At 48.3% G+C, this 20,955-nt stretch carries 18 protein-coding genes and 5 tRNA genes; 11 read left to right on the plus strand and 12 right to left on the minus strand.

Annotated elements, in window-relative coordinates:
- Positions 1-17 precede the first annotated feature (17 nt).
- The 6 genes from tgt to serB all read left to right on the plus strand — a co-directional run bounded on the left by tgt (position 18) and on the right by serB (position 8,177).
- Positions 18-1,148 (plus strand): tRNA guanosine(34) transglycosylase Tgt, encoded by a 1,131-nt coding sequence (gene tgt, locus HH196_RS00210; protein WP_169452254.1) that lies wholly within the window; start codon positions 18-20, stop codon positions 1,146-1,148.
- A 27-nt stretch (positions 1,149-1,175) separates the two neighbouring features.
- Positions 1,176-1,508, plus strand: coding sequence for a preprotein translocase subunit YajC (gene yajC / locus HH196_RS00215; RefSeq protein WP_169450113.1), 333 nt, complete (start codon positions 1,176-1,178; stop codon positions 1,506-1,508).
- A 71-nt stretch (positions 1,509-1,579) separates the two neighbouring features.
- The gene (gene secD / locus HH196_RS00220; RefSeq protein ID WP_169450114.1) at positions 1,580-3,433 is read left to right on the plus strand and encodes a protein translocase subunit SecD; all 1,854 of its coding nucleotides are present in this window, start codon (positions 1,580-1,582) and stop codon (positions 3,431-3,433) included.
- A 13-nt stretch (positions 3,434-3,446) separates the two neighbouring features.
- The gene (gene secF, locus HH196_RS00225; RefSeq protein ID WP_169452255.1) at positions 3,447-4,367 is read left to right on the plus strand and encodes a protein translocase subunit SecF; all 921 of its coding nucleotides are present in this window, start codon (positions 3,447-3,449) and stop codon (positions 4,365-4,367) included.
- An 86-nt stretch (positions 4,368-4,453) separates the two neighbouring features.
- Complete coding sequence (rnr, locus tag HH196_RS00230) at positions 4,454-6,910, plus strand: ribonuclease R (protein ID WP_169450115.1); 2,457 nt, start codon at positions 4,454-4,456, stop codon at positions 6,908-6,910.
- A 55-nt stretch (positions 6,911-6,965) separates the two neighbouring features.
- Positions 6,966-8,177, plus strand: a complete 1,212-nt coding sequence (serB, locus tag HH196_RS00235; RefSeq protein WP_169450116.1) for a phosphoserine phosphatase SerB — start codon at positions 6,966-6,968, stop codon at positions 8,175-8,177.
- Positions 8,178-8,714: 537 nt separating this feature from the next.
- Here serB and HH196_RS00240 read toward each other — a convergent pair.
- The 11 genes from HH196_RS00240 to HH196_RS00290 form a co-directional block, all read right to left on the minus strand.
- Positions 8,715-8,790 (minus strand) — tRNA-Gln (locus HH196_RS00240).
- A gap of 4 nt (positions 8,791-8,794) precedes the next feature.
- Positions 8,795-8,871 (minus strand) — tRNA-Met (locus HH196_RS00245).
- Positions 8,872-8,892: 21 nt separating this feature from the next.
- Positions 8,893-8,967: transfer RNA gene (locus HH196_RS00250), tRNA-Gln, on the minus strand.
- Positions 8,968-8,970: 3 nt separating this feature from the next.
- Positions 8,971-9,047, minus strand: a tRNA-Met gene (locus HH196_RS00255).
- A gap of 94 nt (positions 9,048-9,141) precedes the next feature.
- Positions 9,142-10,233 (minus strand): redox-regulated ATPase YchF, encoded by a 1,092-nt coding sequence (gene ychF, locus HH196_RS00260; protein ID WP_169450117.1) that lies wholly within the window; start codon positions 10,231-10,233, stop codon positions 9,142-9,144.
- 13 nt (positions 10,234-10,246) lie between these two features.
- Positions 10,247-10,837 carry an aminoacyl-tRNA hydrolase gene (gene pth, locus HH196_RS00265; RefSeq protein WP_169450118.1) on the minus strand — a complete coding sequence of 197 codons (591 nt, stop codon included), beginning with the start codon at positions 10,835-10,837 and terminating at the stop codon, positions 10,247-10,249.
- A gap of 20 nt (positions 10,838-10,857) precedes the next feature.
- Positions 10,858-11,448 carry a 50S ribosomal protein L25/general stress protein Ctc gene (locus HH196_RS00270; RefSeq protein WP_169450119.1) on the minus strand — a complete coding sequence of 197 codons (591 nt, stop codon included), beginning with the start codon at positions 11,446-11,448 and terminating at the stop codon, positions 10,858-10,860.
- 110 nt (positions 11,449-11,558) lie between these two features.
- Positions 11,559-12,500: a ribose-phosphate pyrophosphokinase gene (locus tag HH196_RS00275; protein WP_169450120.1), complete on the minus strand. Its 942-nt coding sequence runs from the start codon at positions 12,498-12,500 to the stop codon at positions 11,559-11,561.
- A gap of 70 nt (positions 12,501-12,570) precedes the next feature.
- Positions 12,571-12,646, minus strand: a tRNA-Gln gene (locus HH196_RS00280).
- Positions 12,647-12,747: 101 nt separating this feature from the next.
- Positions 12,748-13,320: a lipoprotein insertase outer membrane protein LolB gene (lolB, locus tag HH196_RS00285; protein ID WP_169450121.1), complete on the minus strand. Its 573-nt coding sequence runs from the start codon at positions 13,318-13,320 to the stop codon at positions 12,748-12,750.
- The gene (locus HH196_RS00290; protein WP_169450122.1) at positions 13,305-14,948 is read right to left on the minus strand and encodes a tetratricopeptide repeat protein; all 1,644 of its coding nucleotides are present in this window, start codon (positions 14,946-14,948) and stop codon (positions 13,305-13,307) included. Before HH196_RS00290 ends, lolB begins: the two co-directional genes overlap by 16 nt.
- A 234-nt stretch (positions 14,949-15,182) precedes the next feature.
- On the opposite strand from HH196_RS00290, the gene hemA reads away from it, so the two are divergent.
- Genes hemA through HH196_RS00315 form a run of 5 tightly spaced genes read left to right on the plus strand, consistent with a single transcriptional unit; the run spans position 15,183 to position 19,541 of the window.
- Entirely contained in the window at positions 15,183-16,448 is a 1,266-nt protein-coding gene (hemA, locus tag HH196_RS00295) for a glutamyl-tRNA reductase (protein WP_169450123.1), read from the plus strand.
- A gap of 15 nt (positions 16,449-16,463) precedes the next feature.
- The gene (gene prfA / locus HH196_RS00300) at positions 16,464-17,549 is read left to right on the plus strand and encodes a peptide chain release factor 1 (RefSeq protein WP_169450124.1); all 1,086 of its coding nucleotides are present in this window, start codon (positions 16,464-16,466) and stop codon (positions 17,547-17,549) included.
- A gap of 3 nt (positions 17,550-17,552) precedes the next feature.
- A complete protein-coding gene (gene prmC / locus HH196_RS00305) occupies positions 17,553-18,383 on the plus strand; it encodes a peptide chain release factor N(5)-glutamine methyltransferase (protein WP_169450125.1) in 831 nt (276 codons plus the stop codon).
- A complete protein-coding gene (locus tag HH196_RS00310; RefSeq protein WP_169450126.1) occupies positions 18,377-19,123 on the plus strand; it encodes a molybdopterin-synthase adenylyltransferase MoeB in 747 nt (248 codons plus the stop codon). The genes prmC and HH196_RS00310 overlap by 7 nt, the downstream gene beginning before the upstream one ends.
- Positions 19,116-19,541 carry a CoA-binding protein gene (locus tag HH196_RS00315; protein WP_169450127.1) on the plus strand — a complete coding sequence of 142 codons (426 nt, stop codon included), beginning with the start codon at positions 19,116-19,118 and terminating at the stop codon, positions 19,539-19,541. Before HH196_RS00310 ends, HH196_RS00315 begins: the two co-directional genes overlap by 8 nt.
- On the opposite strand, the gene HH196_RS00320 is transcribed toward HH196_RS00315, so the two are convergent.
- Positions 19,538-20,941, minus strand: a complete 1,404-nt coding sequence (locus HH196_RS00320) for an MFS transporter (RefSeq protein WP_169450128.1) — start codon at positions 20,939-20,941, stop codon at positions 19,538-19,540. The genes HH196_RS00315 and HH196_RS00320 overlap by 4 nt on opposite strands.
- Positions 20,942-20,955: the final 14 nt, after the last annotated feature.

Here is a 20,955-nt window from a genome sequence, read left to right on the forward strand (position 1 = left end):
TGAGCCGTCAGTGTTTTATGAAGTTTGAGACGATCACTAGCGAAGGTAAAGCGCGCCGTGGTCGTTTGAGTTTTCCGCGTGGTGAGATTGAGACTCCCGCGTTTATGCCAGTAGGCACCTACGGTACAGTTAAGGGTATGCTTCCGCGTGATGTTGAGGCGACAGGTGCGCAGATTTTGTTAGGTAACACCTTTCACCTGATGTTGCGTCCGGGTACTGATATTGTTGAGCTACATGGTGATCTGCATGACTTTATGGATTGGCAGAAACCTATCCTTACAGACTCTGGTGGCTTTCAGGTGTTTAGCCTTGGCAAGATGCGCAAAATTACAGAAGAGGGTGTCTCTTTCCAGTCTCCAGTTGATGGCTCGAAAGTTTTTCTAAGCCCTGAAGTCTCAATGGAAGTGCAGCGTAAGCTGGGTTCAGACATTGTCATGATCTTTGATGAGTGCACTCCTTATCCTGCGACGGAAAAGGAAGCTGCTGACTCAATGCGCATGTCGATGCGTTGGGCGAAGCGATCTAAAGATGCGCATGGCGATAGTCCATCAGCACTCTTCGGGATTGTTCAAGGTGGTATGTATGAGCATCTTCGCGACGAGTCACTTGAGGGGCTGACTGAGATCGGCTTTGATGGATATGCCATTGGTGGTCTATCAGTTGGTGAACCAAAAGATGAGATGATCAAAATTCTGGATCATCTTGCCTACAAGATGCCAGAAGATAAGCCGCGTTACCTGATGGGTGTCGGCAAGCCAGAAGATCTTGTTGAAGGTGTGCGTCGCGGTGTCGATATGTTCGACTGCGTCATGCCGACTCGCAATGCGCGTAACTGCTTCCTGTTTACGCGAACAGGGGTTGTTAAGATACGAAATTCTGCAAATAAAACGGATATAGGGCCGGTGGATCCAGAGTGTAATTGCTACACCTGTAAGAACTTTAGCCGTGCCTATCTGCACCACCTAGATAAGTGTGGTGAGATCCTTGGGTCGCAATTAAATACGATTCACAATTTACATTATTACCAAGACTTAATGGCCGGTTTGCGAAGCGCCCTTGAACAAGGTAAATTGAGCGCCTTTGTTGATGAGTTCTATCGTCTGCGTGGGCAAGAAACACCGCCGCTGGCTGATAATACAAACCCTTAAATTTGACTACTATTTGGAGTGCTTTAAATGAGCTTCTTTATTACCCCTGCTTACGCTGAAGGTTCTGCTGCTGGTGCATTGGATCCTGGTATGTTTAACCTTGTGTTCCTGCTTGGTTTCGGTCTTATCTTCTACTTCTTCATGTGGCGCCCACAGGCTAAACGCCAGAAAGAGCACAAGAATCTAATTGGTGGTCTTGCGAAAGGTGATGAAGTGATCACTGCAGGTGGCATCATCGGTAAAGTTGTTCGTCTAACTGATGATTACGTTGCACTTGAAGTTGCTGACGGTGTTGAGATGAAGTTCCAGAAATCTCACGTTGCTGCTGAACTACCAAAAGGTACTATCAAAGGTATCTAATTCGATACCTGATAAGTCTGTTAAAACGCCACCTTTAAGGTGGCGCCTTGTTTTCGCTAAGGATGGGCCCCATGCTCAATCGCTTCCCGCTTTGGAAGACGTTGTTAGTCATTATTACGTTGGCCGTTTCAACGTTATATGCACTTCCAAATCTCTACCCTGATGACTTTGCTGTTCAGATCTCTGGTACACGCCAAGAGGTAAAAGTCGATAACCGAACTATTGATCGCATAACGCGTGCTCTAGATGAGAGTAAGATCTCTTATAAAGCGGCAGAAGCGGCTGACGGCGCAGGTCTGATTCGATTTGTTGATGGTGAAGCTCAGTTAGTTGGCCGTGAAGTAATTGGTCGCACTCTTGGCGAAACATACACTGTAGCTCTAAACCTCGCGCCAACGACGCCTGACTGGTTAACATCAATCGGTGCCGGCCCAATGAAGCTAGGTCTAGATCTTCGCGGTGGTGTCCACTTCTTGCTTGAAGTTGATATGGTGACCGCCGTTTCGCAGCGTCTAGAGGTTTACGTTAGTGACATCAAAGGCAACCTGCGTTCTGAGCGTATGCGCTACCGTCAGGTAGAGACAATGGGTGACGGCACACTTGCTGTTCGTTTCGCTGATGTGGAAACGCGTGATAGTGCCGCGACGATGCTGAAAGGCAAGTTCCCTGAATTTATGATCACCAATCTTGATGAGGCTAACTACTCAAGCTTGAAGATCAATCTTAGTGAGCAGACGCTTCGCGAGATCGAAGACTACGCGATCAAACAGAACCTCACGACCCTGCGTAACCGTGTGAATGAGCTGGGTGTTGCCGAGCCTTTAGTGCAGCGCCAAGGTCGTAACCGTATTGTTGTACAGTTGCCTGGTATTCAAGACGCTGCTGCCGCTAAACGTATTATCGGTAAAACTGCTAACCTTGAATTCCGCCTAGAAGCTAAGCCTGATGCATCTCGCGCGACAACTGAAACCTACCCATTCCGCAGTGAAGAGGGACGTACCGCAGTCCTTGAGCGTGACGTGATCATCACAGGTTCGAGCGTGGCAAATGCACAATCTAACTTTGATGAAAACGGCCAGCCACAGGTGTCGATCAGTCTCGACTCTAAGGGTGGTCAGTTGATGAGTCGTGTGACGCGTGATGCGATTCAGCGTCGCATGGCCGTTCTATTCGTTGAGCACAAAGCGCGCACTGTGATGGAAACTGTCGATGGTGCACAGGTCGCTAAACGAATCCCTTACGTTGAGAAGAAGATCATCTCTCTTGCTACCATACAGAGCACTCTAGGCAACAGTTTCCGAATTACCGGTTTGGATAGTGCGCAAGAGTCTTCAGAGCTTGCTCTCCTATTGCGTGCTGGTGCATTGGCAGCTCCAATCTACTTTGTAGAGGAGCGTACAGTTGGTCCAAGCATGGGTGCCGAGAACATTGAGCTGGGTATGATCTCTGTTCAAATCGGTTTCGCTGTCGTGATGCTGTTTATGTTGGCGTACTACCGTGTATTCGGTTTGATTGCCAACATCGCTCTTGGATTTAACCTGGTTATACTAGTCGCTGTAATGTCGATCCTTTCGGCAACTCTAACACTGCCTGGTATTGCAGGTATTGTTTTGACCGTAGGTATGGCGGTGGATGCCAACGTTCTGATCTTTGAACGAATCAAAGAGGAACTGAAAAACGGTATGCCGGTTCAATCGGCAATCAATGCCGGTTTCGGACGTGCATTCACAACTATTCTTGATGCCAACATCACTACCCTATTGGCGGGTGTGATTCTATTTGCGATGGGTACAGGGCCTGTTAAAGGTTTCGCTATCACGCTATCTGTCGGCATTGTTACTTCAATGTTTACCGCAATCCTAGTGACTCGCCTGATGGTGAATCTAGTGTACGGCGGCAAGCAACTTAAAACGATTAAGCTGTAAGGGAGGTCTAGTGATGTCTGCAGATGGCAAAATCTACAATTTCATGGGCCTTCGTAAGGTCCTAGCTGCAATCTCAATTGCTTTGATGCTCGCTTCAGTAGCTTCGTTAGCAGTTAACGGTCTGCGCTTTGGTTTGGACTTTACTGGCGGTAGCTTGGTGGAAGTGGGTTACCAAGAGTCAGCTAATTTGGGTCAAATTCGTGAGCAGCTAGTAAAAGCCGGCTACCTTGATGCTGTGGTACAGACCTTTGGTTCAAGTACTGATGTATTGATTCGATTAGGTGAAACCCACGACCCGAAATTGGGCGATAAGATCGTTGAAGCATTGAAAGTTGATGGAGCAGAGCTTGAGCTGCGTCGTAACGAATATGTGGGTGCCCAAGTGGGTGAAGAGCTTCGTGAGCAGGGTGGTCTAGGCATGCTGTTGGCGTTGGGTATGATCATGATCTACCTTGCGTTCCGCTTCCAGTTCAAGTTCTCGCTTGGTGCGGTGCTGGCGCTTGTTCATGACGTGACAATTGTCCTTGGCTTCTTCTCGATCATGCAGCTTGACTTCGATCTGACTGTATTGGCTGCCGTGTTAGCAGTGATAGGTTACTCGTTGAACGATACCATCGTTGTCTATGACCGTATTCGTGAAAATTTCCGAATCATGCGTACCGATAACACGGTTGAGGTGATGAACTCTTCGCTATCGCAAACGCTCAGTCGTACGATTGTGACTTCGTTAACAACTGCGTTGGTTTTGGTTGCATTGTTGGTGTTTGGTGGCGAGACAATTCGTGGTTTCTCTATCGCACTGCTTGCCGGTATTGTGATTGGTACTTACTCATCCATCTATGTTGCGGCTAACTTGTTGTTGGCGCTCAACGTTTCTCGTGATGATTTGATACCGCCACCGAAAGAGAACGTCGAAATCGACGAGATGCCTTAAATCCTTATCTCTAGAGCCGGCTAAATAGCCGGCTCTTCTTTTTCGGGTTAGTATTAAGTAATAAATAATTATGGAATTAAAAGTAGATGGCTAAGTATTGGCAAGATAATGATCCTAACGCGACAGAAGAGGCGGGTAAGTACGAACGCCCAGTGCCTAGTCGTGAATATATTGCTGATTTCTTGCGTCGTTGGGGCGCGCCAATTAGCCATCCACATCTCTGTGCAGAGTTAAAAATCACCCATCCGGATGATATTGAAGCGATTCGTCGACGCTTAGGGGCTATGTGTCGTGATGGTCAGCTAATTTCCGATCGCCGCAATAACTATGGCTTGATCGATAAGATGGATCTGATTCCTGGTCGCGTTATTGGTCACAGAGATGGATTTGGTTTTGTGAAGCCTGATGCCGGTGGTGATGACCTGTTTATCAACGCTCGTCAGATGAAGGAGTACTTCGATGGAGATCGGGTGCTTGTTCAAAAGGTGGGTGAGGATCATCGAGGCCGGCCTGAAGGTAAGGTGATTGAGCTTCTAGAGCGCACATTGAAGAAGGTTGTAGGGCGTTTTGATGGCCAAAATGGCTTTGGCTCACTCATTCCTGAAAATCAGCGTATCACCAGTCAGATTATGGTGATGCCGGATCCCGACAAAGCGCTTAAGTATGAAGATGGTCAACTGATCGTTGTTGAATTAGTACAACAACCGACTAAGCGACAGCCTGCGCGTGCTAAGGTAGTTGAAGTCCTAGGCGACCATTTGGCGCCTGGAATGGAGATCAAAGTAGCGATCCACAATCACGATATTCCGAACGAGTGGAGTGATGCGATTCATCAAGAGATTGGTGATCTTACCCCTGAGGTGCGTGAAGAGGATAAACTCAATCGTGTCGATCTGCGTGATCTTCCGTTCGTGACTATTGATGGTGAAGATGCGCGTGATTTTGACGATGCGGTCTATGCTGAAAAGAAACGTCTCGGCGGCTGGCGCTTGTGGGTCGCAATTGCAGACGTCTCCTACTATGTGCGACCGGGTTCAGCGTTGGATAAGGAGGCTCTGAATCGAGGTAACTCGGTCTACTTCCCAGAGTTTGTTGTACCGATGCTGCCTGAGCTGCTCTCCAACGGTTTGTGTTCATTGAACCCGCAGGTCGATCGCCTTGCGATGGTGTGTCAGTTGAACATTAAGCGTGATGGTTCGATTGGCGATGCCGAGTTTTTTGAGGCGGTTATCAACTCCAAAGCGCGTCTTACCTATACCAAGGTTGGGGCGATGTTGAGCATCGAAGATTCACGTGAAGCAGAACTATTCCGTGATCAGTACAAAGAGGTCTTGCCACACCTTAAAACCCTACATGGACTCTACAATCGTTTACGTGAAGCGCGTGATGATCGTGGTGCAATCGACTTTGAGACAACTGAGACGCGCATCCTATTCAGTGAAGAGCGCAAGATTCAGGCAATCGTTCCTATCCAACGTAACGACGCTCATAAGCTAATTGAGGAGTGTATGTTGGCGGCGAACGTTGCTACCGCTAAGTTCCTAGCGAAGCGTAAGAAGCCGGCGATTTATCGTGTTCACGAGGGGCCTAAAGAGCAGCGTCTCACAAACCTACGTGCATACTTGGGTGAGTTGGGTCTTAACCTACCTGGTGGCGATACCCCAGACCCTAAGGACTACCTGAAACTCGCGACGATGATCGAAAATCGTCCAGATCGTCATCTAATTCAGACGATGATGTTGCGCTCTATGCAGCAGGCTATCTATACACCGGAAAACCATGGTCACTTTGGCCTCGCATATGGGGAATATACGCACTTCACATCGCCTATCCGCCGCTACCCAGATCTATTGGTACACCGTCTTATTCGCTCTGCAATACATGAGGATAAGAAGGTTAAGGGTGTGGTAAGGCCTGATAAATTTAAGCAAAACCCTGCCTTTGCCGTGAACTACAGTGCTGAACAGATGCTCCATTTTGGCGAGCACTGTTCAATGACCGAGCGCCGAGCTGATGAAGCGACTCGAGACGTTGTCTCTTGGCTCAAGTGTGAATACATGCAAGGGCAGATTGGCGAAGAGTTTAAAGGCGTTATCTCCGCAGTTACTGGCTTTGGTGTCTTTGTTGAGTTGGATGATCTGTTTGTTGATGGTCTGGTTCATATCACTTCATTGCCCCGTGATTACTACCAATTTGAGGCGGGTAAACAGCGTCTAGTGGGCGAAAGAACGCGTCGTGTCTTTAAACTGGGCGATCGTCTTGAGGTGCGTGTTATTAGCGTCGACCTAGACGAGAGAAAGATCGACTTTGAATTGACTGATTCAGAGAGCAGTAAGCCAACCAAGAAACCATCAGTTCGAGAGCGCCTAGCAATGGGGTTGTTTGAGAACAAACCTAGTGGCGGCAAGGCTGATGATAGAAATGGTCCGGCTAAAAAATCTGGAGTACGCCGTACCATCTCTTCTGGCAAGAAAAGTTCAGTTAAAGCGGTGAGTTTAGCAGGCAAAAACCGCTCAAAGTCATCGAGTAAGAAGCGTAAATAACACGAGTTGCGTATAATGTGCGCCACAAATTCAGTTTAGGACTATCAGCAAGACCATGAATGAACTCATTCTGCTCACACTTTCAGGATCAGACAAGCCGGGCGTGACCGCAGGTATAACGAGCATCCTCTCAAAATACAGTGTGGATGTGCTCGATATTGGCCAGGCGGTTATTCACGACACTCTATCCTTAGGTCTGCTAATAAAAGTCCCAGCATCGGCTGAATCCTCGCCGATGTTACGTGATCTTCTGTTCAAGGCGCATGAGCTCAATATGGTGCCGCGCTTCGAACCCATCACAATTGAAGAGTATGAACGTTGGGTAGAGGGGCAGGGTAAGTCACGTCATATCATTACCTTACTAGCGCGTCGCATTAGCGCTGAGCATATCGCTCGAGTGACAGATATTGCTGCTGCACACGGTCTGAATATCGATAACATCTCGCGACTTTCTGGCCGCGTCTCTGTCGATGAAGAGAGTAATGAGAGCGCTAAAGCCTGTGTTGAATTCTCTGTGCGAGATATGCAGGCTGATGAGTCGGATGTTCGCACTGCACTCCTAACGCTCGCCTCTGAGCTTGGCGTAGACATCGCGTTTCAGCGTGACGACATCTATCGTCGAAATCGCCGCTTAGTGGTGTTCGATATGGATTCAACATTGATAGAAGCTGAAGTTATCGATGAGCTTGCGAAAGAGGCGGGAGTTGGTGAGCAGGTCTCTGAGATCACGGAGTCTGCTATGCGTGGTGAGATCGATTTTAATGAGAGCTTCAAACGTCGGGTTGCACTTCTGAAGGGGCTTGATGAGTCCGTCTTAGAGCGCGTTGCAGCGCGTTTAAAGATGACCGAGGGTGCAGAGCGTCTTGTCAGTCAATTGAAGCGTACAGGCTATAAGACAGCGATTCTATCGGGCGGCTTTACCTATTTTGCTAAATACCTACAAAGCCGTTTGGGTTTTGATTACATCTACGCAAACGAGCTAGATATTCAAGATGGTAAGGTGACTGGTGAAGTTGTGGGTACCGTCGTAAATGGTGAGCGTAAAGCTGAGCTATTACGAGATATTGCGCAGCGTGAAGGGCTCTGTCTTGAACAGACCATTGCCGTAGGCGATGGTGCAAATGATCTACCGATGCTATCGATTGCCGGCCTCGGAATCGCATTCCGTGCTAAACCACTTGTCCGTGAAAATGCAAAGCAGTCAATTAGTACGCTGGGACTTGATGGGATTTTGTATCTTATTGGGTTCCGAGATCGGGATGTGTGATCGGTAATATGACTATTAAACCTCGCTTCGGCGGGGTTTTTTGTTTTTGAATCGCGAAGCGATTCAATCGGGGTATTCCTCTTCGAGGCATATCCCTCCCACAGTTTTACAATAAACCTATTCAGGTGCACGAAAGTAGGAGTGACCTGCCGCGTAGCGGAAGGCCGCGAAAAACGGAATTTGCCATTACTTCGGGTAGCAGGATTATTCGGCTCTTTGAGCCTCACCCCTTCGGGGCCATCGGCATAGCCGATGTTTGTCGCACACACGTGTGCTCGGATCGACCCTGCTGCGCAGGTTCGAGTTTGCTTCGTAAGAAGAGTTTAGCAAGATTTAGTTTTAGAGCTTTGTTCTAGAGATGGCAGGGGTAGCAGGATTATTCGGCTCTGTGAGCCTCACCCCTTCGGGGCCATCGGCAAAGCCGATGTTTGTCGCACACAAGTGTGCTCGGATCGACCCTGCTGCGCAGGTTCGAGTCTTGATGTATCAGTGCAAGAATATTGATTGGTTACTTTGTAGATGGTCTGGAATAGCAAGTGGCAGGGGTAGCAGGACTCGAACCTGCGCATGCGGGAATCAGAATCCCGTGCCTTACCAACTTGGCGATACCCCTGGAATGGTGGCAATGACGGGATTCGAACCTGTGACCCACGCATTATGAATGCGTTGCTCTAACCAACTGAGCTACATTGCCAACAAAAGTCATGAAAGTAGATGGCAGGGGTAGCAGGATTCGAACCTGCGCATGGGAGGATCAAAACCTCCTGCCTTACCGCTTGGCTATACCCCTAGATGGTGGCAATGACGGGATTCGAACCTGTGACCCACGCATTATGAATGCGTTGCTCTAACCAACTGAGCTACATTGCCATCTTTCAAGGCCGCGAATTATTCCCTCTATAGGCCTCTATGTCAATAGATTCAAAGGGAAAAACCTAAAAAGGCGTTTTCGCGGACCTTTAATTTACACGTTGAAACGGAAGTGGATTACATCGCCATCTTTAACGATGTACTCCTTGCCCTCTAGGCGCGCTTTACCCGCCTCTTTTGCACCTTTCTCACCCTTGAATGCGATGAAGTCATCGTAGCTAATTGTCTCGGCACGAATGAAGCCCTTCTCGAAATCGGTGTGGATCACGCCTGCCGCATTTGGTGCGGTTGCGCCGATCTTGATCGTCCAAGCGCGAACCTCTTTAACACCTGCAGTGAAGTAGGTCTGTAGGCCCAGTAGTGAATAGCCGGCACGAATTACACGGTCAAGACCCGCTTCTGACATGCCCATCTCTTGAAGGAATTCGAGTTTTTCATCGTCATCAAGCTCAGAAATTTCAGACTCTAGCTTGTTACAGATCGCCACCACTTCTGCGTTCTCTTTAGCTGCGAACTCGCGAACAGCGTCAAGGTGTGGGTTGTTCTCGAAACCATCTTCAGAGACGTTTGCGATGTACATCGTTGGTTTAGTGGTTAGCAGGTGAAAGCCTTTAGCAGTTTTCTGCTCATCTTCAGACAGATCAAGCCCGCGAACTGGTTGTCCCTCTGACAGATGAGGGATTAGTTTTTCAAGTAGATCACGCTGTTTAACAGACTCTTTATCGCCGCCTTTAGCTGTACGCTGGACACGCTGAAGTTGTTTCTCACAAGACTCAAGATCCGCCAGGGCAAGCTCTAGGTTGATAGTCTCGATATCTTCAATTGGGTGGATGCGGTTAGCGACGTGGATGACGTTATCATCTTCAAAACAACGAACTACGTGTGCAATTGCGTCGGTTTCACGGATGTTAGCGAGGAACTTGTTGCCAAGGCCTTCACCACGAGATGCGCCTGCTACAAGACCAGCAATGTCCACGAACTCCATGGTCGTTGGTAGAATGCGTTCTGGCTTAACAATCTCGGCAAGAGCATCTAGGCGAGGGTCGGGCATTGGAACGATCCCTGAGTTTGGCTCAATAGTACAGAAAGGGAAGTTCTCTGCATCAATGCCTGCTTTTGTCAGAGCGTTGAAAAGCGTTGATTTGCCGACGTTGGGAAGACCAACAATGCCACATTTGAAACCCATGGTTCTGTCCTATTTATGCTGAAGCGTTAAAGCTATGTAAGTTATTCATCGCTTTGGCTAAATCCCCTGAAAGTACGGTAGGAAGATAGCGGAGCGACTCCTCAATCGCCTGTTGGGTTCTATCACGCTCTGCACCAGGTGCTTTTTTAAGAACGAAACCCGCAACCAAAGAGGCGTTTCCTGGATGGCCTATGCCAACTCTCAGGCGGTAGAAATCTTTGTTATTACCCATCTGGGAAATAATGTCGCGAAGTCCATTATGACCACCATGGCCTCCGCCCTTTTTCAAGCGAGCAACACCGGGTGGTAGGTCGAGCTCATCGTGAGCAACCAAAATGGATTCCACTGGAATCTTAAAGAAGTTAGCAAGCGCTGCAACGGCTTTGCCGGAGCGGTTCATAAAGGTGGTGGGTACAAGGAGATGTACAGGATGACCATCAATTATGACTTTGCTATAGAGCCCAAAATAGTTCTTGTTGGGCGAGAGTGGTGAGTTGTGTTGAGCAGCAAGCTGCTCAACAAACTCAGCACCGGCATTGTGTCGTGTCTGGTCATACTCTGCGCCAGGGTTACCCAGGCCGACTATGAGGCTGATACGATCCATGCCAGTGCGTTGCTAGGCTATTAGCCCGCTGTTTTAGCGCCGCGTGGCGAGTAACAGTAGCCGATACCCTGGTCGTGGTCTTCACCGCGACGTAGAGCAACGATCTCAACACCTTTTGGCAGATCGATATCTGACAAGTGAGCGATCTGGCCAGACTGGATCTGAGATAGGTCACAAGTAACGAACTCAGGTAGGTCTTTAGCAAGACATGTTACTTCTACTACAGCAGATTCAGCTGCGAATTTAGCAGATGCTTTAGCAGCAGCTGATTTTTCGAAGTTGATGAACTGTAGTGGAACGCGGATCTTGATGCGCTGCTTATCGCTGATGCGCTGGAAGTCTGCGTGAAGAATCACTGGCTTAGATGGGTGGCGCTGAAGATCCTTAAGGATAACAACGTTATTCTTACCATCTAGCTCAAGATTGATTGGAGATGAGTAGAACGCATCATCCTGCAGAGCTTTGTTTAGTTCGTTAGCGCTTAGGCTTACGCTTAGTGGTGTAGTTGAACCGTAAACGATTGCTGGTACTAGACCTTCACGACGCAGGCGGCGGCTCGCACCTTTCCCCTGGTCTTCACGTGCGGTAACGATCATTGTGTATTTAGACATTTTATATACCTATATAAGTTAAAAACTGCATTGATCCGCGACCAGATCAATACAGTTTGTCTGCCCGTTGGGCTCTAATTGGTGGATAAACCACCGCAATCAGCTATTCCTTAACGGAACATTGCGCTGATCGATTCTTCGTTGCAGACACGGCGTACCGCTTCTGCCAACATCGGAGCAAGCGAAAGCTGGCGGATTTTTCCACAAGATTGCGCTGCTTCGCTAAGTGGAATGGTGTCAGTAACAACCATCTCATCTAGCACTGAATTCGAAATATTGTCGATTGCAGGACCTGAAAGTACTGCGTGTGTTACGTAAGAGACTACGCGCTTAGCACCTTTCTCTTTAAGCGCTTTAGCTGCTTTGCAAAGCGTGCCAGCGGTATCACACATGTCATCGACAAGAATACATGTACGGCCTTCAACATCACCGATCAGGTTCATTACCTGTGACTCATTCGCTTTTTCACGACGTTTGTCGATGATTGCAAGGTCTGAATCTAGCTGTTTTGCAACGGCACGAGCACGTACTACACCACCCACGTCTGGTGATACAACAACGATGTCGTCGTAGTTCTGGTCAATGATGTCATCAAGCAGAACAGGTGAACCGTATACGTTATCCACTGGGATATCGAAGAAGCCCTGAATCTGGTCAGCGTGAAGATCGACTGTCAGTACGCGGTCAACGCCCACTGTTGTAATCATAGTGGCAACCACTTTCGCACTGATAGGTACTCGAGCCGAACGTGGACGACGATCCTGGCGTGCGTAACCAAAGTATGGGATTACAGCAGTAATACGCGTTGCAGAAGCGCGACGAATCGCATCGATGAAGACCATCAACTCCATGAGGTTGTCGTTAGTCGGTGCACAGGTAGACTGAATAATAAATACGTCTTTACCACGCACGTTCTCTTGGATCTCAACGCTAACTTCACCGTCACTGAAACGGGTCACGTTTGCTTTGCCAAGCGGAATATCTAGGCGCTCAGCTACTTTTTCAGCCAACACTGGGTTAGCGTTGCCTGTAAAAACCATCATCTTAGACACGGCGAATACCTTCTCGTAATCTACGGGGTTAGTGGATGAAGTTGTTGATAGAGGGTCTGTCATCATCATATGGCAGGGGTAGCAGGACTCGAACCTGCGCATGCGGGAATCAGAATCCCGTGCCTTACCAACTTGGCGATACCCCTAAATCTTCTTTTCTGGTGGCGTCCCACCTGTTTTAAGAGGCGCGAATTATAAATTAGAGGGCGCTAAATTCAAACCCCTAGTGGTCGTTTTTTGCCCAGTTTTATTGCGGGAATTGCCAATCAGTGAGTATCAGAGTGAGTGAGAGCTGATCTTTACTCAGTTTGATCTTTCGAGGGGCAGTTTCTCCAGAGGAGAGAAGTAGCTGGTCAAGTGTAGAAACTTGCCAGTTGGATTGTTCAAAACTGGTGGCATTAAGTCGCGTGAATAAACTGTTTGGGTCTGGCTGACCTTGTATCCAGAATAGAGCGTGTTCAACAGGAACCTCCCAGCCAAGTAATTGGTTCATCAGTTCTGATGCAGACTCTGCAAGGTAGGTCTGCTCTTCGCTCTCCAATTGAAGCTTTGCAAGTCCCGGTTGGCCCGTAAGGTGCATCACCTGTCGTCCAAAGGGATCGTGTAAAGCGATATCATAGTTCGCAACCTGTTGATCCCAAGTGAACCGTGCGCTTTCACTAATATTAGGTGTGCGTATGCCTATCTTACCCTGGGTGGTAAATGCAGACTTTACCTTCATGGTTGTAGCCTGATCTGGCGCTTGTGGCTTGCTATCTAAACAGCCCGTAATTATTGGGGATAACAGGGCGATAGCGAGAAATTTTAGATACCTAGCCACTCTTTTGCCTCAATCAAAAACTTATTATCTGGATGCTGCTGTTCCATTTTCTGGAGAAGCTCGACAGCCTTCTCTTTTTCGCCGGAAGCAGCGAGTGCCTGAATCAAATGGCCAGCCACCTCTGGATCAGGATGTTCGTCAAATGCTCTTTGAAGATAGGTTATCGCCTCATCAAATCTCTCTAACTTGAAGAGTGCCCAACCGTAAGAGTCGATCGTTGCTGCATCATTCGGTTGGGCTTTAAGCGCTGATTTGATGAGCTCAAACGCCTCATTAAAACGAGTGCTGTGAATTAATAGTGTGTAGCCATAGGCGTTTTGTAGGCTTGGATTCTCCGGATCCAGAGCCAGTGCTTTCTCAAATGTATTCAGCATTTTATCTGTATCTATGCCGTCATAGGCCATCGCGAGCGCATAGATGAGGCTGGTTGAACCCGGCACTGCCTTTAATTGAGTATCGAGAAGATCAACGGCGCGACTGCGCAGATCTTTCTCAATCAACCAATCACTTGCGATATGTACGAGTGTTTCAATTCTCTCTGGGTCTTTGAGAATTGCTGCGTTCATTCGCGCTAGAAGGTCATCAGCATCGTCTCTGCTTTCAAGTAACTGGCTGGTGCGAGTAAAAGCGTTGATTAGTGCATCGCCGCTTGGGACTGATGCAAAATCTGCAAGCGCACCCTCTTTGTCATTGAGCTGTTGCTTAGCTATCCCTCTGTAGAGCAAAAGCTCTTTGCGCTCAGGATCTTGTTCAAGCAGTAGATTGGTCCACTTTAGAGAGAGAGTGGGTTGGCTGTTTTCTAACATCAAAACGGCGTAGTAATAAATCAATTGAGGGTCTTGATTTGCTATTTTTATAGCTTGATCAACGCGTTTTTCAACCTTTTGCGGCTCAAGTTCAAGCATTAATCGGATCTCAAAAGCGCGCAGCTCTCGATGGCCTGGGTTGGCTTTTAATGCAGCCCGAGTCAGTTTTAAAGACTCCTCTTTTTGATCTAGCTCAAAGCCAATAATTCTTGCTTTATCCAGCATCAAATTGGGGTTGTTTGGAGCTAACTCTAAGCCACTATTTAAGGTTTTTACGGCATCCGCTAACTTGTTTAGCTGACGCTCTATTCGAGCTTTAAGAAGAGTTAACTCTACCTGGTCGACTGCTGTTTTTGCAGATAGATAGTCGAGCGTTGTAAGAAGACCCTTTTCAGTCATGGTGGCGCGATGGCTATCAAGTAAATTTAGCGTTTCATCTGTGAGCGAAGCACGTTTCTCTAGCAGAGCAAAGGCTTCGTCATATCGTTGTTCATGTAGGTAAATGTTGAGCAGTATCTGTCCAGGTAGGGTGTTTTCAGTAGCAAGCTTCTGCCAAAGTTCAGCTGCCTCAATCACCTTGGGGGTGCTTCTTATGAACTGAGCTATACGAGTTGCTCGTTCGGCAAGTTCGGCGCTGCGGTTCAACTGTGCCTGCTTAAAATAGAGGGAATAAGATGATTCAAAGTCATGGTTCTGGCCATACAACTCCGCACTGAGAATATCTAGCAAGGATTCGCTGTTGAGTTGGCCAGGTTCATAGATTGGATTTTGCTGATTGCTTGTTGTATTTACGCCGCTTTTGACAGGGGTGCAGCCAGCCAATATGGCTGCTGAGAGAAGAGCGCTAAAAATATAAAAAACTCGCAACTTTGAGTCCACGTTAATAGTTACCTTAGCGTTAATACGGGTGGCAATAGAAAAACGACTCCCTGCACTATAGAAAAAGCTTGCATTGATGTCATGCTGAATCCCTAAACTTATGACATTTCTACTTATTACTGACAGGCTAAATGTGTATCATTAGCGACTTCGAATACACAGGATATTTTGCGCACAATGGCTCTGCTTGCCTTAGGTATAAATCACAAGACCGCCCCGGTTGAGATTAGGGAGCGCGTCTCCTTTGCTCCGGAAAAGCTTGTTGATGCCGTTCAGCAGGCTTGCCAGGCTGCTGGCCTCGAAGAGGCAGCTATCCTATCGACATGTAACCGCACTGAGCTTTACTGTAGCCTGAAAGAGGAGGAGTCAAAACGTCTCCTTGGCTGGTTGGCGCAGTATCACGGTTTAGATGTAGGGCAGTTAGAGAGCTGTATCTACGAACACTGGGACCTTGGAGCAGCCCGCCATATGATGCGTGTGGCGTCTGGCCTCGATTCATTGGTGCTTGGTGAACCGCAAATTCTAGGGCAACTTAAAAGTGCCTTCTCTGTTTCGCAAGATGCCGGTAAAGCGCATTCTGAGTTGGGTCGTCTTTTTAGACAGACATTCAGTGTGGCTAAGCAGGTTCGTACGGAAACAAGTATTGGTCAAAACCCAGTCTCTGTTGCCTATGCCGCGGTAAGTCTTGCCCAGCATATTTTCGCTGATCTTCGCGATTCACATGCACTGCTGATTGGCGCAGGCGAAACCATCGAACTGGTCGCGCGTCATTTGAAGCAAGCTGGTGTGAAATCAATCACCATTGCCAACCGTACACTCTCTCGTGCCTTAGCTCTGGCTGATGAAGTGAATGGTAAGGCGATTGAATTTTCTGATATTCCGCAAGCGCTTCCAAATGCCGATATCCTGATCTCATCTACCGCTTCGCAGTTGCCGATTCTTGGCAAAGGGAGCGTGGAGAGTGCGCTTAAAAAACGTCGTCATCGCCCTATGTTTATGGTTGATATCGCAGTACCACGTGATATTGAAACCGAAGTGGGTGAGCTCGAGGATGTCTATCTCTACACTGTTGATGATCTTACCGAAGTGATTGAAGAGAATCAGCGCTCGCGCATGGATGCTGCCGCTGAAGCTGAAGAGCTGATTGAAGCGGGCGCAGAGGCATTTATGCGTCAGCTACGTGAACTTGAAGCGGTTGATTCGTTAACGGCCCTGCGTAATCAGTATCAGTCGCTCGCGAATGATGAACTGGAAAAGGCACTGCATCAGCTAGCGCTGGGTAAACCTGCGGATGAGCTTCTTAAGCGTTTAGCAAATAACCTCACCAATAAATTTCTCCATGAGCCAAGTGTGCAGATGCGTCGCGCCTCTGCAGAGGGTCGCCAAGATCTTCAAGATGCTGCTCAAGAACTATTTCAACTGAACTCGCTGTCGAAAGATTAGCGTCGGAAAATCATCATGAAAGAATCGATACAGCATCGACTGGAATCGCTCGTTGACCGTTTTGAAGAGTTGGCAGCGCTATTGAGTGATCCAGGTGTTATCTCTAATCAAAATCAGTTTCGTGACTACTCGCGAGAGTACGCTGAACTTGAGCCCGTTGTTGAAACGTTTAAGCAGTGGCAGTTGGCGGTTGAGGATCAGGAGACTGCTCAGTTAATGATGGCTGAGGATGATGCTGATCTTCGTGAAATGGCACAGGAAGAGCTGAAAGAGGCAAAAGCAAAGGAAGCTCGTCTAGAGGATGAGTTGCAGATTTTGATGCTTCCGAAAGACCCTAATGATGGTCGCAACGTATTCTTGGAAGTCCGTGCAGGCACAGGTGGTGATGAAGCTGCTATCTTTGCTGGGGATCTGTTTCGTATGTACTCACGTTATGCTGAAAAAGTTGGCTGGCGCGTTGAAGTTATTAGCGAGAACGAGGGCGAACATGGCGGATATAAAGAGATCATCACGCGCATCAGTGGCGATGCTGTCTACTCGCGTTTGAAGTTTGAGTCGGGTGCGCACCGTGTACAACGAGTGCCTGCAACTGAATCTCAAGGGCGCATTCACACATCTGCATGTACCGTGGCGGTAATGCCAGAGATGGATGAGTCGGCAGCTATTGAGATCAATAAAGCTGACCTTCGTGTAGATACCTACCGTGCCTCAGGTGCGGGCGGTCAGCACGTCAACAAAACGGACTCCGCTATTCGAATCACCCACATTCCTACAGGTCTAGTGGTTGAGTGTCAGGAGGAGCGATCGCAACATAAGAACCGCTCTAAAGCGATGGCGCTTCTTGCATCTAGACTCCAGCAAGCTGAAGCGGATCGTGTCCATGCCGAACAGGCCAGTACGCGTAAGAGTCTGGTAGGTAGTGGTGATCGTTCAGAGCGAATTCGCACCTACAACTACCCGCAAGGGCGTATCACTGATCATCGAATCAACCTGACGTTATACAAACTCAGTGAGGTTGTTGAGGGTGATTTGGATGATGTTCTAAATCCGCTGCTGCAAGAGTATCAAGCAGAGCAGCTGTCGGCGCTCTCTGGGGAGTAAACGATGCGCATCGAGCAGGCGCTTGCTAAAGCGACGGAGTTGCCAAGTGAATCTGCTCGAGCTGATGTTGAGTACCTCTTGTGTGAGGTGCTTGGAAAGGATCGTACCTATCTGCGCACCTGGCCTGATCGAGAGCTCAGCCCTGATCAGCAAAGTCATTTCCTTGAACTGTTTAATCAGCGCCTTCAAGGGCGGCCTATCGCTCATATCACAGGTTCTCGCGGGTTCTGGAATTTTGATCTTGAGGTTAATCCATCCACCCTTATTCCGCGCTCAGATACAGAAGTACTTGTCGAAACAGCGCTAGAGCTGGTTGATAGTCTGGATGCCCGAGTTGTTGATTTAGGAACAGGAACCGGTGCCATAGCGCTGGCATTAGCGCTCGAACATCCAAATTGGCGTGTTGAAGCCTGTGATCGTATTCTAGAAGCGGTGCTGTTAGCCCGTAAAAATGCAGTGCGACTTGGTGCTGCGAATATGACTGTTTTTGAAGGTTCGTGGTTTGACCCATTATCAGGGCGCTACCAACTTATAGTCTCAAATCCGCCCTACATAGACCCAGTTGACCCTCATCTAAATCAAGGTGATTTGGTTTATGAGCCCTCATCTGCGCTGGTGGCAGATGAGCGGGGTTTGGCAGATCTCCATTACATAATCGATAACGCACCCAACTATCTAGCTGAAGGGGGTTGGTTATTAATGGAACATGGGTATGATCAAGCAGAAACGGTAGCTAAACGACTTGCAGAGCGTGGGTTTTCAAACCTAGTCATGCGAGAAGATTTTGGCGGTAACCCACGAGTCTCTGGGGGATGTTGGAGAAGCAAATGTTAACTGATGATCAACTTTTACAATACAGTCGCCACCTAATGCTGCCTGAGGTCGATGCAGCTGGGCAGGCGTGTTGGCTAAACTCTTCTGTATTAATCGTGGGTCTAGGCGGGTTGGGAAGCCCAGTTGCGCTCTACCTGGCAACAGCGGGTGTTGGTAAGTTGTTGTTGGTTGATGATGATCGCGTTGAGTTAAGTAATTTACAGCGCCAGATCATTCACACCCAAGCGCGTATTGATGAGTACAAAGTAGATTCAGCCAAACATGCGATCGCTGATGTTAATCCTCTGACTCAGGTAGAGGCCTTTCCAGAGCGTCTTGAAGAGTCACGAATGCAAGAGTTGGTCGCAAGTGTCGATTTGGTGATCGACTGCAGTGATAACTTTAAAACTCGTCATGCGCTGAATCGTGTGTGCCGTGCTCAGCTTAAACCTTTGGTCTCTGGCGCCGCTATTCGATTTGAAGGGCAGGTTTCGGTATTTGATCCAAGAGTGCCCGAAGCCCCTTGTTATGAGTGTCTCTACCCGCCTGATTCAAGCGTTGAGCAAAACTGTTCTAACTCAGGCGTCTTTGCACCACTAGTGGGTATCGTGGGCACTATTCAGGCTGCAGAGGCGCTGAAAGTGTTGGCGAACGTTGGACAACCTTCAGTGGGTAGGTTGCTCCTTATAGATGCACTGCGTATGGAGTTTCATACGGTAAAACTTCCTAAAAAGAGTAGTTGTGAGGTGTGTGGTGATTAACGATCAAGCAGATATTAACCGTCTACTCACTGAAGCGCGTGTCATCGCTTTGGTAGGTGCAAGTGCTAAGACGCACCGCGATAGTTATCGCGTCATGTTTGCTCTTAAAGAGCGAGGCTATCGAGTAATTCCCGTTAATCCGCGTATGGCAGGAGAGGATCTGTTGGGCGAAACAGTCTATGGCTCTTTGGCAGATCTGCCTTGTGCAGTCGATTTCGTCGACCTCTTTATCAATGCTGAAGCAGCTGGCGAAATTATTGATGAAGCGATTGCGTTGAATCTACCTGCTGTTTGGATGCAGTTAGGTGTGATCAATGAGGAGGCTGCAAGCCGAGCTGTGGCTGCTGGTCTTCAGGTGGTTATGAACCGCTGCCCACTGATGGAATTTGCAAAACAAGATATACCACTTCCGGTTTAAACCACGCGGTGGTTCTCTTCTTCTATATCCCTATCTAAGTCCCTGTATGAGCCCGCTTTTGAGTCTATTTCCTGATGATGTTCATTCAGCTCATCCTCGGGGCGTTGGATATCATCTTCAGCAGATTGACTCATCTCTTCTGGAAATAGCTCCTCGATAGGAATCTCTTCCTGCTCTTCAGAACGTGGGTCAAGCTCTGTCACAACCTGTGCTTCAGGGACGGTTACAACGAACTGCTCTTGATCTTCTACTGGTATCGGTGTCTGTTGATTACGTCTGTAGAGGGTAAAGATTGCTAGGCCAAACAATGTGCTGGCGAAACCTGCAAATAGCATCGGAGTGCCAATAAACTCCATTAACCAAGCGCCGCTTAGTGGCCCGATGATGCTGCCAATCCCGTAACTTAGCATCAACGCAGAGCTTGCAGGTACTCGCTCAGATGGGTCCACTAGATCATTGGTTAAGGCAACGGCTATAGAGTAGATGCTGGCAATTAACGCCATGAAGATTGAGAGTAGGATTGCGACAAGGGTAAAAGGCAACTCTGACGAAATAGTGACTAACAGAGCTGCAACACCTGCGACTATCGCTGAAACGAAAAGTACGCGACTGCGTTCTACGCGATCACAGATCCAACCAATCGGCCAAGCCAAGATCATTGCACTGAAGACTGAAGCCGACATAAGCAAACCCACTTGTGAAGTGCTAAAGCCAATGAGTGTCGCAAAGAGCGGGGTAAGGCTATAGAAACCACCAATCAATGCACCTGCTGACATGGCCGTTAGCACGCCAAGTGAGGTGATGTTCCAGAGCTTTTTAAGGCTCATGTTCTCAGAGGGTTCAATAGGCGGCGACTGCAGGCGTGAGATCGAGAGTGGGATAACGGACGCCATCAACAGTAGCGCTGCAAAGATGTAAGCCGCATTAGAGCCAGCATTAAGGCCTGGCTGAATGAGAAGCTGTCCGCCTGCTGATGCGGAGTATGCAGCAATCGAATACAAGGCTAAGAGCCTTGCACGGTTATCGTTTGATGAAACTGCACTAATCCAGCTCTCTATCGCAACGAACAGAGCTGCTACAGCAAAGCCGCCGATTAAGCGAAGGAGAGCCCATAACCATACATTGTCGATCAGAGGGTAGGTAATTGCCGCCATCGCTGTAATGCTTGCAAGGGCCGCAAAGCTTCGAATATGGCCGACTCGCATTAGCAGTTTGGGTGCAAAGAATGCTCCGCCCACAAAGCCCACCGAGTAGCCAACCATAATGTAACCAATGGTTGCTGAAGCGATACCTTGGATGCCTAGCTGCACACCAATCAATGTCATCAGATAGGCGTTGCCACTCATGATGAGGATCAGGCTTAAAAATAGCGAAAAGAGAGAGATAAGCAGTAATCGCACGCAGTAACCTAAAC

Origin of the sequence: Marinobacterium sp. LSUCC0821, from assembly GCF_012848475.1 — a bacterium.
Classification (GTDB): domain Bacteria; phylum Pseudomonadota; class Gammaproteobacteria; order Pseudomonadales; family Balneatricaceae; genus Marinobacterium_E.

What these genes read in the sequence shown, in the direction of transcription:
- tgt (WP_169452254.1), top strand. Translation starts at nt 18, where the DNA reads ATGAAGTTTGAGACGATCACTAGCGAAGGTAAAGCGCGCCGTGGTCGT.
- yajC (WP_169450113.1), top strand. Translation starts at nt 1,176, where the DNA reads ATGAGCTTCTTTATTACCCCTGCTTACGCTGAAGGTTCTGCTGCTGGT.
- secD (WP_169450114.1), top strand. Translation starts at nt 1,580, where the DNA reads ATGCTCAATCGCTTCCCGCTTTGGAAGACGTTGTTAGTCATTATTACG.
- secF (WP_169452255.1), top strand. Translation starts at nt 3,447, where the DNA reads ATGTCTGCAGATGGCAAAATCTACAATTTCATGGGCCTTCGTAAGGTC.
- rnr (WP_169450115.1), top strand. Translation starts at nt 4,454, where the DNA reads ATGGCTAAGTATTGGCAAGATAATGATCCTAACGCGACAGAAGAGGCG.
- serB (WP_169450116.1), top strand. Translation starts at nt 6,966, where the DNA reads ATGAATGAACTCATTCTGCTCACACTTTCAGGATCAGACAAGCCGGGC.
- ychF (WP_169450117.1), bottom strand. Translation starts at nt 10,233, where the DNA reads ATGGGTTTCAAATGTGGCATTGTTGGTCTTCCCAACGTCGGCAAATCA.
- pth (WP_169450118.1), bottom strand. Translation starts at nt 10,837, where the DNA reads ATGGATCGTATCAGCCTCATAGTCGGCCTGGGTAACCCTGGCGCAGAG.
- HH196_RS00270 (WP_169450119.1), bottom strand. Translation starts at nt 11,448, where the DNA reads ATGTCTAAATACACAATGATCGTTACCGCACGTGAAGACCAGGGGAAA.
- hemA (WP_169450123.1), top strand. Translation starts at nt 15,183, where the DNA reads ATGGCTCTGCTTGCCTTAGGTATAAATCACAAGACCGCCCCGGTTGAG.
- prfA (WP_169450124.1), top strand. Translation starts at nt 16,464, where the DNA reads ATGAAAGAATCGATACAGCATCGACTGGAATCGCTCGTTGACCGTTTT.
- prmC (WP_169450125.1), top strand. Translation starts at nt 17,553, where the DNA reads ATGCGCATCGAGCAGGCGCTTGCTAAAGCGACGGAGTTGCCAAGTGAA.
- HH196_RS00310 (WP_169450126.1), top strand. Translation starts at nt 18,377, where the DNA reads ATGTTAACTGATGATCAACTTTTACAATACAGTCGCCACCTAATGCTG.